We start from the raw sequence: 16,938 nt of genomic DNA on the forward strand, positions 1-16,938 counted from the left end.
CTTCGTTCCTCGTCTTGTAGACTCCTTGCACTTTTTGAAATTGAGCTTCGTCTATACTACTCTTCATTTATTTGAGGTATACACTTGGAATATAACGTATAATTTAAAAATTTAATATAAAAATCACAAAAAATTATGAATATTACATTTATCGGTAGCGGATATGTGGGATTAGTCTCAGGTATTATTATGGGCTATTTAGGTCATAATGTTACTTGTCTTGATAATGATGAGGTTAAAATATCCAAATTAAATAAGCAAATATTACCGATTTATGAAGCTAAACTTGATGAGTATCTTAAGCAAGCTTTAGAATCTGATAGGTTAAAATTTACAAATATTTATAATAATGAACTTCAAAATGCCGATGCAATATTTATTACGGTCGGTACACCTTCAAAATGGTTGGGAGAAGCGGATTTAAAATATGTTTATGATGCTATTGATAAAGTTTCCGAGCATATAAATAAAGATTGTTTAATAGTTATAAAATCTACCGTTCCGCCGGGTAGTTGCAGTAATATTATAGCTTATTTAAAATCAAGAGGCTTTTCATTTAATGTTGCTTCTAATCCTGAGTTTTTAAGAGAGGGTAGTGCGGTAGAAGATTTTTTATATCCTGATCGTATAGTTATCGGTGTAAATAATAAAGAATCAGAGGAAATATTGCGAAAAATTTTTGCACCTTTAATAGAACAAGGTGCAAAGTTTGTGGTTACCGATTTAGTGACGAGCGAACTTATTAAATATGCTTCAAATAGTTTCTTAGCTACCAAAATTGCTTTTATTAATGAGATGGCTGATTTATGTGAAAAAATCGGCGGTAATATTAAAGATTTATCTAAAGGTGTAGGACTTGACCAAAGAATCGGTCAAAATTTTTTAAATGCAGGACCTGGTTTTGGCGGTTCGTGCTTTCCAAAAGATATTCTAGCATTAAATAATCTTATAGAAAATCATCATATAGATTGTAGGATTCTTAAGGCAGTAATTAAAAGTAATAAGCAGCGTCCAAGTAATATGGTAGATAAAATAGCTACTTTGTTAGACGGAGATTTAAAAGGTAAAAATATAGTAATTTTAGGCTTAACATATAAAGCAGGAACAGATGATGTGAGAGCAAGCCCTGCCATCGAAATTGTAAAGATCTTATTAAATAAAGATGTATATGTTAAAGCATTTGATCCTATCGGTCTTGAAAATGCTAAAAAGAATTTGGAACATAAAAATTTGCTATATTTAGATTCAGCAGTTGAAGCCTGTAAATCGGTAGATATTATAGTTATTGCAACTGAATGGTCAGAATTTAAAAAACTTAATTGGCACGAAATTTATGATTTAGTAAAATCGCCGATAATCATTGATCTTAGAAATATACTAGATAATGAAGCAATGAAAAAAATCGGTTTTAGATATTATGCAGTCGGAAGTAAAATGTAGTCTTGTCGTTAAGGCTTCCGATGTCATTCCCGCGTAGGCGGGAACCCAGGGTAAAGCGAGATAAATCGAGCTTTTAAAAAGCTTTAAAGTACTGGATTCCCGCCTACGCGGGAATGACATAAAGAGTCATACAGTAAGACAATAAACTTTAACATTAATTTAAAATGCGACCTGAATTTATTCATTTAAGAACTCAAAGCTCTTATTCTTTTCTCGAAAGTGCATTAACGATTGAGAAGGTAGTAGAACTTGCTTCAGCGAATAAAATGCCTGCTATTTGTTTGGCAGATAAGGGAAATTTATTCGGCTCATTAGAGTTTGCATTATATGCAGTAAAAAAAGGACTGCAGCCGATACACGGAGTTATTCTAAATATAAAATACGATATAGATATTTTTGCTCAAATTTTGCTTATAGCTAAAGATGAAACTGGCTATAAAAATTTACTCAAACTATCAAGCCTTACTTTTACTAAATATGATCGTAAGATATGCGATCACATTGATTTTGAAGATTTAATCAAATATCAAGAAGGATTAATAGGATTATGCTGTTATACCGACGGTATTGTCGGAAAATGCTTACTAGCTCGCAACGAGGAGCAAGCGATGCTGTTTGCACGTAAATTACAGGAAATTTTAGGAGATCGTTTTTACTTTGAGATTATGAGACATGAGCTACCGGAAGAACAGTTTATTGAGGATAGTTATATTAGAATTGCTGCCGAGCTTGCTATTCCTCTTGTTGCTACTAATAAAGTTTTGTTTAGTGAGAAAAGCATGCATGATGCACATGATGTATTGTTATGTATATCAGCCGGTGTTACTAAAGAATATCCGGATCGAAAAACAGTTAGCGAAAATTGTTATTTTAGATCACCGCATGAGATGATAGAGCTTTTTTCCGATTTACCTAGTGCCATCCAAAATACCGTGAATTTAAGAGAGCGTTGTTATTTTGCCGCACATGCAAACCCGCCAATGCTGCCTAATTTTGCCACCAAAGATATTAGTGAAACGGATTTAATTAGAAAAGATGCAAAAGAAGGGTTGCTTGCAAGGCTTGCTACAAAGTTTAAATCTGAAAATATTTCGTTAGAGAATCAAGAAGAATTGAAAAACGAATATTTTGCTCGTCTTAATTATGAGCTGGATATTATCTGTAATATGAATTTTGCCGGTTATTTTTTGATTGTATCCGATTTTATTAAATGGAGTAAAAAAGAGGGTATTTTAGTTGGACCGGGTAGAGGATCGGGAGCAGGCTCGGTTGTTGCTTGGAGCTTGCTTATTACTGATCTCGATCCGATTAAATTTGGCTTATTATTTGAAAGATTTTTAAATCCTGAACGTATTTCAATGCCTGATTTTGATATTGATTTTTGTCAGGAAAGGCGTGAGGAAGTAATTAATTACGTACGTTCCAAATACGGTAATAATAGAGTAGGACAGATTATAACTTTCGGTAAGATGCAGGCAAAGGCTGTAATTAAGGATGTCGCTCGTGTACTTAGCTTACCTTATAAATTCGCTGATTATCTAACGGAGCTTGTCCCTTTTAGTGCAGTTAATCCAGTTAGCTTAGAACAGGCAATGCGTGAAGTTCCGGAGCTTGCAAATGCCGCTAAAGGTAATGGGCTGTATAATTTAGACGGTGAAGCGGAGTTAATTAAGCTCGTGCTTGATACTTCGTTAATTCTTGAGGGGCTGCATAGGCATTCCTCAACTCATGCTGCAGGAATCGTAATAGCAGGTACTGATTTAGTCGATATAGTACCGGTATATAAAGATGCTAACTCCGATATGCTGGTAGTCGGTTATTCTATGAAATATGCCGAGATTGCCGGTTTAATTAAATTTGATTTTTTAGGGCTACAAACCCTAACGGTTATTACCGATTGTAAGAAACTGCTTAAAGAGCAAGGGATAGAAGTAGATTTTAACAATATGACGTTTAATGATAATAAGACTTATCAAATGTTGTGTAAAGGTAAAGGAGTTGGCGTTTTCCAATTTGAAAGTATCGGGATGAAAGATGCACTTAGACGCCTTAAACCTGATTCTATACATGATTTGATAGCTCTTGGTGCGTTATACCGTCCTGGTCCTATGGAAAATATTCCTACCTATATAGCTTGTAAGCATAAATTACAACAGCCTGATTATTTACATGAGCTATTGAAGCCAATCTTAGAAGAAACTTACGGAGTGGTGATATATCAAGAGCAGGTACAAAGAATTGCTCAGGTTCTTGCAGGTTATACGCTAGGAGCTGCCGATTTACTTCGTAGAGCAATGGGTAAGAAGATAAAAAAAGAAATGGAGGAGCAGGAAGAAATTTTTGTTAAAGGAGCAATTGCTAATAATATTTCGGAATCTCAAGCTAAATCCATTTTTGCGACCGTGGCTAAATTTGCCGGATACGGTTTTAATAAGGCACATGCTGCGTCTTACGGTGTTCTTTCATACCAAACTGCATATCTTAAAGCTAATTATCCTGCTGAATTTTTAGTAGCATGCTTAAATCTTGAATTGAATAATCACGATAAAATTAATTTCTTTTTACAAGAAGCAAAAGATAACGGCATAAAAATTACTGCACCTAATATTAATATTTCTGAAGGATATTTTAGTGTAAAGTTTTCGGACACTGTCATCCCGCATAGCGTAAAGCCTGTCATACCGCGACCTGATCGCGGTATCCAGGAAATTTCAAAAGATACCGTGGTCAAGCCACGGTATGACATCGCGGGTGCAATAATCTTCGCCTTAGGTGCTATTAAGGGAGTCACGCCGAATTTTGGTAAGTTAGTAACGGATGAGCGAAAAGCAAGAGGGGCGTTTAAATCAATTACTGATTTTATTGAAAGATTACCCCCCAAATCTATTAACAGTAAATTATTGGAAAATTTAATCAAGTCAGGCTGTTTTGATGAGCTGCATGATAATCGATTGCAATTATTGTCAAGCATTCCAAAATTGCTTTCTTATTCAACTTCATATCATGAAGAGCAGGAATCTAATCAATTTAGCTTAATTAAAGTTTCTAGCTTAAGTCCAACTGTTTTAGTATCAAGCGATTATGCCGATAAAAATACTTTAGCCTTTTATGAATTTGAGGCTATGGGTTTATTTATCTCTAATCATCCTCTTACGGAATATCAAGAAATATTTAGTCGTTTAAATATTTTAAATACTGCGGATTTGCATAATAACTTACCTGATGGTACTAACCGAGTAAATCTTGCCGGTGTAATACAAAAAAAGGATTCTCGTATGTCGGCAAGAGGTAGGTTTGTGACGCTCGTGCTTTCCGATCCTGAGAATATCTTTGAACTTAGTATTTTTAGTGAGGAAGTTTTAAAAGATTATGTACATTTACTTGATGTTAAAAGTTTGGTAGTTGTTAATTGTGACATAGTTAAAGATGAGGGAGGAATAAAACTAACGGCAAAAAGCTTTTCATCAATTGAGGATGCAATTAATAATAAACAATTTGAACTACAGTTTTATCCACAAAATCATGAAGAATTACGGCAGATAGTAACCTTGCTTGCAGCTCGTATAAATAATGAAGATCAGAGTAATGCTAAAGCTACAATCTATTTACAAAGCGCAGATGTAAAGAATTTTGTAGCAAAAATTACATTACCTGAAAAATTCTTGCTCCAAGGGCAAGATTTTGAGATTTTAAAAGGATATAGTAAATAGCGTAGTTGTTGTGTGGTTCGGTTTTCCGCTGTCATTCCCGCAAGGCATTGTTGTGTGTGGATACTGAGTCGTCATTGTGAGCAGCCTATGGCTGCTCACAATGACGAAAAAACTAAGCCATGCAACAAAGCCAATGCCTCACAGGAATGACATCGAAACCTTGAGTCAACTTTTTATAGGCAATACCTGAATTGACGGTAAAATGAATCTATAATTGAGTAATATTCTTTGATGTTTTTTTACCGTACTGCATTATTATTTTTATTATCACTAAGTTCCATATATTTTGTTAGTTGATGTTTGTCTGCTATTAACTTTGCTTCTTTTTCTAAACTGATATTTTGCTCAAGATTTGGATCTTTAATTAATTCTTTAAAATAATTACTTATGGATTTTAATCCCAATTTTCTCGTTAATTTACTTAAATACTTATAAAATTTATTTTTGATAGTTTGTTTTTTAGGTTCTGAATTTTTATTGAATGTATTATCGGTTTTAACTTCTTGTTTTTTATCTTCTAATACTCCTGTATTATTAGGTAGATTTTTATTAACTTCAGTTATTAGTGCATTTACTAAATTTTATTTTTCTTCTTTAAGTACAGCGTCATTCAAAAAGCTTGATACAGGCGAATTTTTTGAGTGTATTGTATCCCCAAGTTAAGGTTAGTAGTTTCTTGTGTTTCTATGTTTGGGAGCGGTATATTAATATGCTCGTTTTTTGTTTCAATTATAGGTGAGTCTATTAATTTATTCTCTCCAAAAATATCTAGAGTTTGCTGCGTAAATTCATCTACTAATTTTTGAGCTTTTATAGGTGTTATTTATTCATTAAATTTATTTTCACTATAATCTTTGACCATTTGAGTGATTTCTTCAGATGCTTTTGCTTCCGGTATAGTCATTTTGTATTTTTGTGCCATATCTTTTATGACATCATACAATTTCTTATGTTCTTCCGATAGCTCTAGCGGTTTAGGGTTAGTATTACTTTGTTTCATTTGTTGGAAAATATCTATAGCCGGGCGGTTTGCTATTTTTGCTTGTCTTTGTGCTTTGATTAAGTATATTTACATCTGTATCATTTAAGCATTTTGCTAATAGCTCTTTAATGATTTGTTCTTTGTTAGATTTATATAATCTATAATTTTCTAAAACTTTTTTTGAGGGAGCGATTTCGTGATCTTCAAAACAAGTTTGGATATGGTTTATAACAGGCTTTAAAAGATCCTCAGTAATAGGTAAATCAGTGTCCTTATAGGGAAACACAGTAGATAAAAAATCTACTAGATCAATCTTGATATACTTTAAATTAGATTCTTCAGCAACTTTATTAAATAACTTTTCTTTTGTGCTTGGTGTATGTCCTTCATTATAAAAAAAAGTATCACAATAATTAATAGCTGAATTGGCAATATCTTTTTGAAATTGATTTTGATAAGTTGTATTTGAGATACTTTGTTCTTTTATTAAAGGTATATTTAAGATATTTGCTAAATTTTTTTGTTCACTTTCTAAGTTTGATATTATTTGTGATACTTGATTTTGTGTAATAAAATTATATATTTCACGAAATTCTGAATCCGGTACATTGTCTCTTAAAGCTTCTCTTATTGACCTGCTACTACAATTCCCTAAAGTTTGTCCGGTAACTGTTCTTCTTGAATCAGCTGTTGGATTAATAAATTGCCCCGATTTGAATCTGTTGATTTCGTTATTATGAGCTTTTATCGCTTCTATTTCATTTATAGATAATATAGAAAATATACTATCTTTTATTTCTTTATCTGTTTGATTTTTGAGTTCATATTTAATTGGGCTGAATTTTGCTTCTTGCTTCTATTGTTTCATCTATTTTAGATAATTGATCTTTTGGTGTTTGATTTAGCTTTGAATTATCTGCTCTTATCCCAGCACCGGCATTATATATATACGATAATTTTTTCCGTTTTCTTTAGAAGATTTTATAACATTTGCATGTAATTCTGTATTAGTAGGAGCATTAGAACATGATAAATATGCTTGTCCGGTTTTTTGCAGTTTATCATATATTTCATCTGTAGTTTTTTCTAAAAATTTTTTTAACTGTTCTGCTGGTGGTAATTCAGTTGAGCTAGTTAAATTACGTACTAAAAAGGATTTAAATCTCATCTAAACCATCCATAAAATGGTCTAATTTTTTACCTGTATTTTCGTCAGGCTTTAAAAGCTTTATACGCTAGCCGTTATAAAATGAGCTGAGCCTAATGTGGATTTATCATAGGTACGAGCATCGTCAAGCATTTCGCGGTACTGAGTTGCTTTTGCTTCATACTCATATTTCCGTATGCTATTTAAGGCTTGAGTGAGATTTTCATAATGCTCTTTCAGCTTATTTTGGTTATTCTCTTTTAGAGCAGTATTTGTAAGTTCATTATCATAATTTTCTAAGTGACCGAACTTCCTATCATTATTTATATTCTCAGCCATATTTTCAACTAACTAGTGAAACAAGGATAAAAATAATCATGTATTACGAATAAATAAATGTCAATATTACTCACCTTAATGTATCTACTTTATCTAATTGCTCCCATGTAAAATTTTCGTCTTCTCGGCCGAAATGACTGTAAGAAGCCGTTTTTTGATAACATGGAGTGCAAAGCTTAAGATGTTTAATAATTTTTCCTGGACGCATATCAAAATGCTGTGTTATGAGCTTAGTAATTTGTTCGTTTCCTGCTCCTACTATATTCTTAGCAATATAGCGTGCCATGTAAGCAGCCGACCTATCTGTTTTTGTTGGATCTTTTCCAGAAAAGCAACCGCCGCCATGTCTTGCCATTCCTCCATAGCTGTCCACGATAATTTTCCTACCGGTTAAACCGCAATCTGCAACGGGACCGCCTATAACAAACCGACCCGTCGGATTCATGAGGTATTTAGTGTCTTTATAAAGTAAATTGCTCGGTAATGCCTGTTTAATAATTTCTTCCATTACTGCTTCAATAAGGTCTTTTTGTTGTATTTCCGGATGATGCTGAGTTGATAAAACTACTGCATCAATGGCAATTGGTTTGTTATTTTCATATCATAACGTGACTTGAGATTTTGCATCGGGTCTAAGCCAAGACAAGACATTTTGTTTACGTAAATATGCTTGCCTTTTCATTAATAAATGAGCGTAGTAAATCGGTATGGGCATGAAACTATCCGTTTCATTACAGGTATAACCGAAAACCATACCTTGGTCTCCTGCACCTATTTCATCGTCATTTGCATTGTCAATACCCATAGCTATATCAGGTGATTGTTTAGTGATAGCTGAAATTACGGCACAACAGCTACCGTCAAATCCATAATTTGGATTATTATAGCCGATTTCTTGTATCTTGCTACGTATTATTTGCTCAATATCCACACAGGTACTAATAGTAATTTCGCCGCTCACTAGAACTAGACCGGTTGTTACAAATGTTTCACAGGCAATACGACCGTTAGGGTCTTGTTTTAGAATCTCATCAAGTACCGTATCTGAAATTTGATCGGCAATTTTGTCCGGATGCCCTTCAGAACTGACTCAGACGTGAATATAAAATTTTTCATACATTACGCTCCTTTTAAAATTCTTCAAATGTTATATTAATATATGATGTCATTCCCGCTTTTGCGGGAATGACATCAAGTCATGCAATAACGACGCCTTTAGCTAGGAATGATACACCTTCAATGAATTTCCATCCAGTTATTACCTGCTCTAATTTCGGTTATAATCGGTACATCCATATTAGTAGAATTTTCCATGATTTTTTTAATAATAGGTGTTATAATTTCTACTTCATCAATCGGTGCTTCAAATAGTAATTCATCATGAATTTGCAGTACTAATCTTGTTTTAAGTTTACGTTTTTCTATTTCTTGATCTAGATTGATCATAGCAATTTTAATTATATCGGCATTAGTTCCTTGAATCGGAGCATTAATAGCCGCACGTTCTGCAAATTGTTTAAGCTTTTTATCATGAATTAGAGGTACAAAACATTTTCTGCCAAAGAAATTTGTGACATAGCCGTTGCTACTTGCAAAAGCTTTTGTTTGCTCCATATATTCTTGCACTCCTTTATATTCAGCAAAATATTTCTTGATATATTCGGATGCTTCGCCGTTAGTAGCGTTTAATTGCTTAGCAAGCCCAAAAGCACTTATACCGTAAATGATACCAAAATTTATAGCTTTTGCTTTACGCCTATGTTCGCTAGTTAGTTCGTGTTTTTGTAAGTTAAAGATCTGACAAGCAGTTTGAGTATGGATATCGTCTTTATTGATAAATGCTTGTTTTAGTGCATCTATATTTGCGATATGGCTTAATATTCTAAGCTCAATTTGAGAATAATCGGCAGATATTAATTTATAACCTTCTTCAGCAATAAAAGCTTGTCTGATTTGATTCCCCTCACTAGAGCGAATAGGTATATTTTGTAGATTAGGTTCTTGTGAGCTAAGTCTTCCTGTAGTGGTAGAAGTTTGTAAAAATGTCGTATGTACTCTATGTGTTATATTATCTATCTGTTTCGGCAAACTATCGGTGTAAGTATTCTTTAATTTTGTCAGTTGCCGCCATCTTAATAACAAATCTGCAATATTATATCCATGCTCACTAAGTTTTTCTAGTATTTCCGCTCCCGTTGAGTAAGAGCTTGCTTTAGCTGAAGCTTTACCGAAAGGTAATTGCATTTTTTCGAACAAGATTTCGCCTAATTGTTTTGGCGAACCAATATTAAATTTAGTTCCGCTAAGAGCAAAAATTTCTTCTTCAAGTTTTAGAATTTCTGTTCCAAATTCAGCGGATAATTGTTTTAGGTAATTAGCATCTACTGTAATACCCACTTTCTCCATTTTATCTAAAATAAAACAAATAGGTAAATCAATGTCGCTATAAAGTCTAAAGGTTTTGTTGTCTTTAAGCTCCAATATAGTTTGCTTATAAAGTGAGATAAAGTTTATTACTATTTTTGCTGATTCGATAATTATATTTTCTATCAAAGTTTCTTTCAAAACTTCTTTAAATAAATTTTTCTGTGATAAGCCGGCAGATAACGCATACTGCATTAATTCTAAATCTTCTATAGCCGTAATGTCATGAGATTGGTTTGCATAAAATTTAAGTAGAGGTTTAAGAGAGTAAGTAATTTTTTTTATGGATTTATCGGTTAGTAAATTGAAGATTATATCCGAAAACCAGTTGTTATTAGTTTGAGTATTATAAGAAAATAGATCATGAGAAGTGTTTGAAATTTTAATAATATAGCTTTGGTTTTGCAGTGATAAAATAAAAGCAAGATTAGCTCCTTTATGCTGTAATAAATATATCCCGAATATTCCTATTTTCTCGGCTTCTTTAGCAAAGTCTGCTAACTCATTAGCATTATTAATTTCTTTTATTTCCGTTACTTTATTATCTGCTATCTCTTTGTGGTCATTAATTTTAATATCCAATAAATTTTCTACTCTTTTATATAAAGATCTAAAACCGTATTCCTGTAAAAATCCTGTTAATTTATCGCTATTTGGAGGTGACCATTTTAAATTATTTAGCTGAAAATCTAAATCAACATTAGAATCAAGCCCTATTAACTGCCATGAAATTAACGCCGCTTCTCTTGAATTTTGTAAAGTTTCACGTTGTTTTATGCTTGAGACTTGGTCTAAAGAGTTAAATATATTTTCTACAGAACCAAATTGCGTTATAAGACTACTTGCAGTTTTTGGTCCAATAGATGGCACACCCGGAATATTATCCGATCTATCGCCGATTAAAGCCATTACTTCACGTAATTTATCAGAAGTAGTGCCGAATTTTTTAACAACATCATCCTCCGTAATATATTTCCCTTTTAACGGATCATATATCTTGATGTGTTCAGTCATTAACTGTAATAAATCTTTATCGGAAGAGATAATGACTACATGTTCGCCAAGTGCAGCAGTTTTAGTAGCAAAGGTTGCGATAATGTCATCGGCTTCATAACCGTTCTTCTCTAGAATAGGAAAATTTAAGTTACCTGCAACATCACGAACTAAAGGTAATTGTACAATTAAATCTTCAGGGGGTGGAGGGCGGTTAGCTTTATAGTCGGAATAAATCTGATGGCGAAAATTTTTCCCGCCGCTGTCAAATACTACAGCGACATGTTGAGGCTTAAAGTCGCTCAGTAATTTTAGCAGCATTGAAGTAAAACCGTAAAGAGCACCGACAGGCTCGCCTTTTGGTGAATTTAAAGGCTGTTGTGTATAATAGGCTCTAAAAACAAATCCGTATCCGTCTATGAGCAATAAGGTATTTTTTTGAGTCATTTTATGATTTTATTTTTAATTAAATCGTCATTGCGAAGAAATTGCATAGCAATTGACGAAGCAATCTCAGGAGTTTATTATTACTTCATGAAATTGCCGTGCAGCCTACAGCTGCTTGCAATGACGACTCAATATTCGTGCAGGCAATGACGTAGCAAAACCTCACAACCCCACTAGATTTTTAGCAAAATCATGTCGGTTGAATATTTTTAAGTCTTCTATCTTCTCGCCTATACCGATAAAGTATAAGGGTAAATTAAATTTTTGTACTACTCCGACAATTACGCCCGCTTTAGCACTGCCGTCTAGTTTAGTCACGATAAGCCCCGTCAAATTAGTAGCATCATTAAAATGTTCTACTTGGTTATAAGTATTTTGTCCGGTAATAGCATCAATGACTAAAACGCTATGAGTGGGTGCATTCTTGTCTAGTTTTTTTATAACTTTTACAATCTTAGACAGTTCATCCATCAAATTTTTCTTATTATGAAGCCTACCTGCCGTATCGATAAAAAGTATATCGATATTTTGTTTTATCGATTCTTCCATCCCGCGATAAGCAACACTTGCAGGGTCAGCCGATTCTTCACCGGTAATAAGTAGTGCATTTGCTCTATCTGACCAAGTACTTAGCTGATTTACGGCAGCTGCTCTAAAAGTATCGCAGGCTGCAACTGCTACTTTTTTCCTTTGTGCCGAGTACATTGCAGCAAGCTTACCTATAGTCGTGGTTTTACCTGCTCCGTTAACACCGCAAACTAAAATTACGTTTAATTTATTTTCGCTTAAGGTAAAAGGAATTTCTGATTTTGATAGCTGCTGCTCTATTAATTTAGCAAGGGCTTCTTTTACTGTATCATTATCTATTTCTTTGTCAAATTTTACCTTTTTCAACTCTTCAATAATATTAGTTACTACCGAAACACTCATATCACTTGAGATAAGTAGCTCTTCTAGCTTTTCTAGAGTTTCTGCATCTAATTTTTTCTTGTAAAATATTTTGTCGATACCTTCCGATATTTTATTAGAAGGTTTAGATAAACTTCGTTTTAATTTACTAAATATCGAAATCATATTAGATAGTTTTTTGTTTTATGGGTGTTGGTGTTACGCCTGCGTGAGTATCAAATCGTCATTGCGAGGAAATTACGTAAGTAATTGACGAAGCAATCTCAGGACGATTAGGTATCTACACAGATAAGCCATCTTGCAATGATGATTAAGGTACTTATCTCTTTTTCTTATTTTTGCTTTTGTGTTTATTTCCATCAGTGGTTTTATTGAATCTACCTAAATTTTTAACAAATTTTTGTAGTCCGTTAAGTTCCGTTCCATATGTCCTAGTATATTCATGGACTATTTCTATATCTTGTCTATGAGAATCATCTATTACTACTACTTCCTGCATAAAATTATTAGCATCAAACGTAATTTTTACTATCTTCTGCTTTTCAATTTTTGGATTAAGCCAAGCTCTTTGAGACATAACTCTTTCAACATAATACCAGGTATTTTGGGAATATTCCGGTACCATAGTAGGTGTACCTATTAACTCTACGACTTCTGTTTTTTTTAGTTTTTGAGACTCTAATTTTACAAGTGCCGAATCATCTATGGATTGCCCTCTATTTTCGATAGTTTTGCAGCCGCTTAAGGAAAAAAAGACTAATATACTAAAAATGTATGTTATAAAAATTTTCATAAGTTTAATTTTATCTAGATTTTATTACAGGATTATAATATACTGCTTCACTAATTTGACAAATACTTTTTAATTTATATTTAGAGAGGCTAATAATGGCAGTTCCAAAGAAAAAAACATCAAAATCAAGACGTAATATGAGACGTTCGCACTTAGCACTTGGCAAAGTTAACGTAATAGTTGATTCGCAAACCGGTGAATATAAGCTTCCGCATCACGTTTCTTTAGTCGACGGTACTTATAATAATCGTCCAGTAGTAACAAAGAAAATTAAAACTGAAGAAGAAGTAGCCTAAAAGATTTATGACCTGTAAAATTATTGGTTGCGGCGGGTATCTTCCTTCAAAAATAGTTAGTAATGACGAACTTGCAAAATTCGTAGATACTAACGATGCATGGATTAGAACAAGAACAGGTATTACGCAGCGTCATATAGCAGGTGATACAGAATATACTTCCCATCTTGCTTTAAAATCAGCTGAAAAAGCTATAGCAGATGCAGGGATATCGGTAAATGATATTGATTTAATTATTACATGTACTACTACTCCCGATAATAGCTTTCCTTCGGTTGCCTCTAAGCTTCAAGGTTATCTTGGTTTAACTAATATACCGTCTTTTGATTTACAAGCAGTATGTGCCGGCTTTGTTTATGGTTTACAAGTAGCAAATTCTCTTATCTCATCAGGTAAATATAAAACTATTTTGCTTATAGGAGCCGAGAAAATGACGTCGTTATTAGATTGGAATGATAGGACTACTTGCGTTTTATTCGGTGATGGGGCCGGTAGCGTAATATTACAGCGTAGTCGTGATGACTCCGGTTTAATAGATAGTAATATCTTCTCAAGCGGGGCTGATTATGAAATATTATACACAAACGGTGGTGTAAGTATGAACGGTATTAGTGGCAAAATAGTTATGCAGGGGCAAAAATTATTTCGTCATGCAATAGAAAAAATGCAACAATCTATAAAAGATTTACTGCATGCTAATCAATTCAGTGTAAGCGATATTGATTATTTTATACCTCATCAAGCAAATATCCGTATTATAAATAAACTCGCTGAACTATTAAATATAGAAGAGCATAAAGTAGTGAAAACCGTAGAAAAACATGCTAACTGCTCTGCTGCTTCTATTCCGCTTGCTTTGAGTACTCTCAAAGCATCAGGCAAAATAAAAAAAGGTGATATTCTACTATTTTCAGCTATCGGTGCAGGTCTTACTTGGGGCAGTGCATTCATTAGATGGTGAATATACTCGTTTTATTAGATATCTTTGGAAACTCTACTGCTAGAGGTAATTTGTACGTTGATCCTGTACTCAAATCCTCACGTACCTCTATGTACGCTGCGGTTATAAGCTTCAAAATCGATTCCTCTTTGCCCCATTAAACTTCATTTATCTATTTATCCAAAGTATATACGGATAAAATTGTATTATAAAAATGATATTTTTACCACATTTATACATGAGTAATTGCATTTTATAATATTTTAGCCTTTAAACTAATAAAATAATGATATATACTAACCTCACATAGCTTTTGGTTAGTTTAGTTTTATGACTAGCTAAAATGAATTCAATATTAATAAATTATAATCTCAAGGAGTTTAATTATGAAAACAAAACTTACATTAGCTTTTCTTGCATTATTTGTGCTTGCAGGGTGTAATACAACAAAAAGAGCACCGCAATTTGACGGTAATATGATGAGCCAAGGTGAAGAAACTTCATTAATGAAAGATTTCGAGAAGCATGCAGGAAATGCAGTATGGTTTGCTTTTGATAGCTCTGCTTTATCACCAAAGGCTAAAGAAGAACTAGAGAGACAAGCTTGCTGGTTATCAAAGCATCCTGAAGTAAAAGTTACTGTTGAAGGACATTGCGATGAACGAGGTGCCAAAGAATATAACATAGGTTTAGGTGAAAGGAGAGCAGCAGCAGTGAAAAAATTCTTAGCTCATAAAGGAATCGATCATAACAGATTAAATACAATCTCTTATGGTAAAGATAGACCTGCTATGATGGGTAATACTGAAGAAGCTTTTGCTTATAATCGTAGAGCTGTAACAGTTGTACACCACTAAAATTATTTACTAATTATAGTATCCTAAAAGGTCGAGTTTACTACTCGGCCTTTTTTTACTTATAACTTGATGTTATTATTGCGAAAGCGTTGATGCGTGGATACCAAATCGTCATTGCAAGCCATAAGCTGCGTGGCAATTTCATGAAATAAAAACAAACTCCTGAGATTGCTTCGTCAATTACTTTGTAATTTCCTCGCAATGACGAAAAAACTGAACCATATTGCCCTGTTTTTTAGGTGATACCTCAAAATATAAAAATTTTACTAGACTTAACTGCATAATAATTATATAAATTTCAAATGAAAAGGGGCTGTAGCTCAGTTGGTCAGAGCACGCCGCTCATAACGGTGTGGTCGTAGGTTCAAGTCCTACCAGCCCCACCACACAAATTCTTATTTAAATTCGCATTAGCACTGAATTTATAATGATTAATCTAAAAACACTTTCTTGGTATCTTACTAAATTATATTTTAAGTGTTTCTTTATTATATTATTTCTTTTAATCGGGCTATTAATTATCTCAAATATTTTTGATCTTTTACAAAAATTCAAGAATATTTATGTTCCTTTTAGTTTTTTTTGGAGACTTATCTTATATAAGATTCCTTATTTACTAGGTCAAGTATCTTCGTTAATTAGTTTTACCGCTATGTTATTTTTTCTTAGAAATCTAACAAAAAATAATGAATTAACGGCTATGTTATCTAGCGGTATTCATATTTGGCAAGTGCTTGTTATTCCATGTATTGCAACTTTAATGTTAGGTATAGTTTTTACGACTATATTGAATCCTATCGGTACTATAAGCTTACAAAAATATGAGTTATTAGAAGCAAAACTAACTAAAAAAGCCTTGAGTGAGGGTATAATATCTAAATCAGGCTTATTATTTTTTGAAGCTTTAAATGATGAAAATCAAATTATCCAAACACAATTTATTAATGTTGCCGAGAAAAAATTAAATAATATTACAATTTTATTTGTTGATCATAATAATTCTTTTTTAAAGAGAATTGATGCATTATACGGTATTATTGAAAATAAAATGTTACATTTAAATAGAGTTAAGGTTTTCACAAAAGAGGAAACTAAGGCTTACAATAATTTAACTATACAGACAAATTTATCAATTAATAGTTTAGTAAATAAATTTATTCGTCCTGAAATGGTTTCTATTTGGGCTTTACCTAAATTAATTAATGAATTATTAAATTCAGGTTTACCGGTTATTAATTATCAAATTTATTATTACAAGCAATTATTTAAGCCTATAATGATGATGGCAACCGTAATTTTAGCAAGTTGTTTTATTAGTCTTAAACAGCGTGATAATTCCCAAGAAAAAATACTGCTATTAGGTTTATTTTCAGGTTTTATAGCATATTCGTTATCAGAAATATTATTAAAAATACTTACTTATAATAATTTGTCTTTAATTGCTGCTATTTTATTACCTAGTATGTTAATATTTTTTATTAGTAACTTTATTATGTTACATTATAAAGAAATTTAATATAGACGAAGTTTAATTTGGAAAAGAGTGAGAAGTCTCGGAATTTTTGACCGCAGCGTAGAATACTACGTGAGGATCAAAAATGAGAAGCGACGATGCCAATTTTTCAAATTAAACTTCGTCTATATTAAATTTTTATTTACTA

At 32.7% G+C, this 16,938-nt stretch carries 13 protein-coding genes, 1 tRNA gene and 4 pseudogenes; 8 read left to right on the forward strand and 10 right to left on the reverse strand.

What is annotated here, in order from left to right:
- Window positions 1-135: 135 nt before the first annotated feature.
- The gene (locus MCC_RS06555) at window positions 136-1,440 is read left to right on the forward strand and encodes a UDP-glucose dehydrogenase family protein (RefSeq protein ID WP_014409052.1); all 1,305 of its coding nucleotides are present in this window, start codon (window positions 136-138) and stop codon (window positions 1,438-1,440) included.
- A 164-nt stretch (window positions 1,441-1,604) separates the two neighbouring features.
- Window positions 1,605-5,150 carry a DNA polymerase III subunit alpha gene (gene dnaE, locus MCC_RS06560; protein ID WP_014409053.1) on the forward strand — a complete coding sequence of 1,182 codons (3,546 nt, stop codon included), beginning with the start codon at window positions 1,605-1,607 and terminating at the stop codon, window positions 5,148-5,150.
- A gap of 208 nt (window positions 5,151-5,358) precedes the next feature.
- Here the strand turns inward: dnaE and MCC_RS06565 are convergent.
- Window positions 5,359-5,554: pseudogene (locus tag MCC_RS06565) on the reverse strand (hypothetical protein).
- Window positions 5,555-5,594: 40 nt separating this feature from the next.
- Between MCC_RS06565 and MCC_RS09230 the strand changes: the two are divergent.
- Entirely contained in the window at window positions 5,595-5,813 is a 219-nt protein-coding gene (locus MCC_RS09230; RefSeq protein WP_155813876.1) for a hypothetical protein, read from the forward strand.
- 160 nt (window positions 5,814-5,973) lie between these two features.
- Here MCC_RS09230 and MCC_RS09700 read toward each other — a convergent pair whose 3' ends face one another.
- The 8 genes and pseudogenes from MCC_RS09700 to MCC_RS06600 form a co-directional block, all read right to left on the reverse strand.
- Window positions 5,974-6,150, reverse strand: a complete 177-nt coding sequence (locus MCC_RS09700) for a hypothetical protein (RefSeq protein ID WP_014409055.1) — start codon at window positions 6,148-6,150, stop codon at window positions 5,974-5,976.
- Entirely contained in the window at window positions 6,137-6,418 is a 282-nt protein-coding gene (locus tag MCC_RS06570) for a hypothetical protein (protein WP_014409056.1), read from the reverse strand. Before MCC_RS06570 ends, MCC_RS09700 begins: the two co-directional genes overlap by 14 nt.
- 636 nt (window positions 6,419-7,054) lie before the next feature.
- Window positions 7,055-7,313, reverse strand: a pseudogene (locus MCC_RS06575) (hypothetical protein).
- Window positions 7,314-7,360: 47 nt separating this feature from the next.
- Entirely contained in the window at window positions 7,361-7,618 is a 258-nt protein-coding gene (locus tag MCC_RS06580; RefSeq protein WP_014409058.1) for a hypothetical protein, read from the reverse strand.
- A 70-nt stretch (window positions 7,619-7,688) separates the two neighbouring features.
- Window positions 7,689-8,734, reverse strand: a pseudogene (gene metK / locus MCC_RS06585) (methionine adenosyltransferase).
- A 120-nt stretch (window positions 8,735-8,854) separates the two neighbouring features.
- Window positions 8,855-11,482, reverse strand: coding sequence for a DNA polymerase I (polA, locus tag MCC_RS06590; protein ID WP_014409059.1), 2,628 nt, complete (start codon window positions 11,480-11,482; stop codon window positions 8,855-8,857).
- A 162-nt stretch (window positions 11,483-11,644) separates the two neighbouring features.
- The gene (ftsY, locus tag MCC_RS06595) at window positions 11,645-12,556 is read right to left on the reverse strand and encodes a signal recognition particle-docking protein FtsY (RefSeq protein WP_014409060.1); all 912 of its coding nucleotides are present in this window, start codon (window positions 12,554-12,556) and stop codon (window positions 11,645-11,647) included.
- A 154-nt stretch (window positions 12,557-12,710) separates the two neighbouring features.
- A complete protein-coding gene (locus tag MCC_RS06600) occupies window positions 12,711-13,184 on the reverse strand; it encodes an outer membrane protein assembly factor BamE (protein ID WP_014409061.1) in 474 nt (157 codons plus the stop codon).
- Window positions 13,185-13,279: 95 nt separating this feature from the next.
- Between MCC_RS06600 and rpmF the strand changes: the two genes are divergently transcribed.
- Both rpmF and MCC_RS06610 read left to right on the forward strand, forming a co-directional pair.
- Entirely contained in the window at window positions 13,280-13,480 is a 201-nt protein-coding gene (rpmF, locus tag MCC_RS06605; RefSeq protein ID WP_014014787.1) for a 50S ribosomal protein L32, read from the forward strand.
- A 7-nt stretch (window positions 13,481-13,487) separates the two neighbouring features.
- Window positions 13,488-14,441 (forward strand): beta-ketoacyl-ACP synthase III, encoded by a 954-nt coding sequence (locus tag MCC_RS06610; RefSeq protein WP_014409062.1) that lies wholly within the window; start codon window positions 13,488-13,490, stop codon window positions 14,439-14,441.
- Here the strand turns inward: MCC_RS06610 and MCC_RS11575 are convergent.
- A pseudogene (locus MCC_RS11575) lies at window positions 14,431-14,544 on the reverse strand (palindromic element RPE1 domain-containing protein); the annotation flags it as partial. The gene MCC_RS06610 and the pseudogene MCC_RS11575 sit on opposite strands and share 11 nt — an antisense overlap.
- A gap of 262 nt (window positions 14,545-14,806) precedes the next feature.
- Between MCC_RS11575 and pal the strand changes: the two are divergent.
- The 3 genes from pal (at window position 14,807) to MCC_RS06625 (ending at window position 16,793) form a co-directional block, all read left to right on the forward strand.
- A complete protein-coding gene (gene pal / locus MCC_RS06615; protein ID WP_014409063.1) occupies window positions 14,807-15,277 on the forward strand; it encodes a peptidoglycan-associated lipoprotein Pal in 471 nt (156 codons plus the stop codon).
- Window positions 15,278-15,586: 309 nt separating this feature from the next.
- A tRNA-Ile gene (locus tag MCC_RS06620) sits at window positions 15,587-15,663 on the forward strand.
- Window positions 15,664-15,704: 41 nt separating this feature from the next.
- The gene (locus MCC_RS06625; protein ID WP_014409064.1) at window positions 15,705-16,793 is read left to right on the forward strand and encodes an LptF/LptG family permease; all 1,089 of its coding nucleotides are present in this window, start codon (window positions 15,705-15,707) and stop codon (window positions 16,791-16,793) included.
- Window positions 16,794-16,938: the final 145 nt, after the last annotated feature.

The organism is Rickettsia rhipicephali str. 3-7-female6-CWPP (assembly GCF_000284075.1).
GTDB lineage: Bacteria > Pseudomonadota > Alphaproteobacteria > Rickettsiales > Rickettsiaceae > Rickettsia > Rickettsia rickettsii.

What these genes read in the sequence shown, in the direction of transcription:
- MCC_RS06555 (WP_014409052.1), top strand. Translation starts at nt 136, where the DNA reads ATGAATATTACATTTATCGGTAGCGGATATGTGGGATTAGTCTCAGGT.
- MCC_RS06610 (WP_014409062.1), top strand. Translation starts at nt 13,488, where the DNA reads ATGACCTGTAAAATTATTGGTTGCGGCGGGTATCTTCCTTCAAAAATA.
- pal (WP_014409063.1), top strand. Translation starts at nt 14,807, where the DNA reads ATGAAAACAAAACTTACATTAGCTTTTCTTGCATTATTTGTGCTTGCA.
- rpmF (WP_014014787.1), top strand. Translation starts at nt 13,280, where the DNA reads ATGGCAGTTCCAAAGAAAAAAACATCAAAATCAAGACGTAATATGAGA.
- ftsY (WP_014409060.1), bottom strand. Translation starts at nt 12,556, where the DNA reads ATGATTTCGATATTTAGTAAATTAAAACGAAGTTTATCTAAACCTTCT.
- polA (WP_014409059.1), bottom strand. Translation starts at nt 11,482, where the DNA reads ATGACTCAAAAAAATACCTTATTGCTCATAGACGGATACGGATTTGTT.
- MCC_RS06600 (WP_014409061.1), bottom strand. Translation starts at nt 13,184, where the DNA reads ATGAAAATTTTTATAACATACATTTTTAGTATATTAGTCTTTTTTTCC.
- dnaE (WP_014409053.1), top strand. Translation starts at nt 1,605, where the DNA reads ATGCGACCTGAATTTATTCATTTAAGAACTCAAAGCTCTTATTCTTTT.
- MCC_RS09700 (WP_014409055.1), bottom strand. Translation starts at nt 6,150, where the DNA reads ATGAAACAAAGTAATACTAACCCTAAACCGCTAGAGCTATCGGAAGAA.
- MCC_RS06580 (WP_014409058.1), bottom strand. Translation starts at nt 7,618, where the DNA reads ATGGCTGAGAATATAAATAATGATAGGAAGTTCGGTCACTTAGAAAAT.
- MCC_RS06625 (WP_014409064.1), top strand. Translation starts at nt 15,705, where the DNA reads ATGATTAATCTAAAAACACTTTCTTGGTATCTTACTAAATTATATTTT.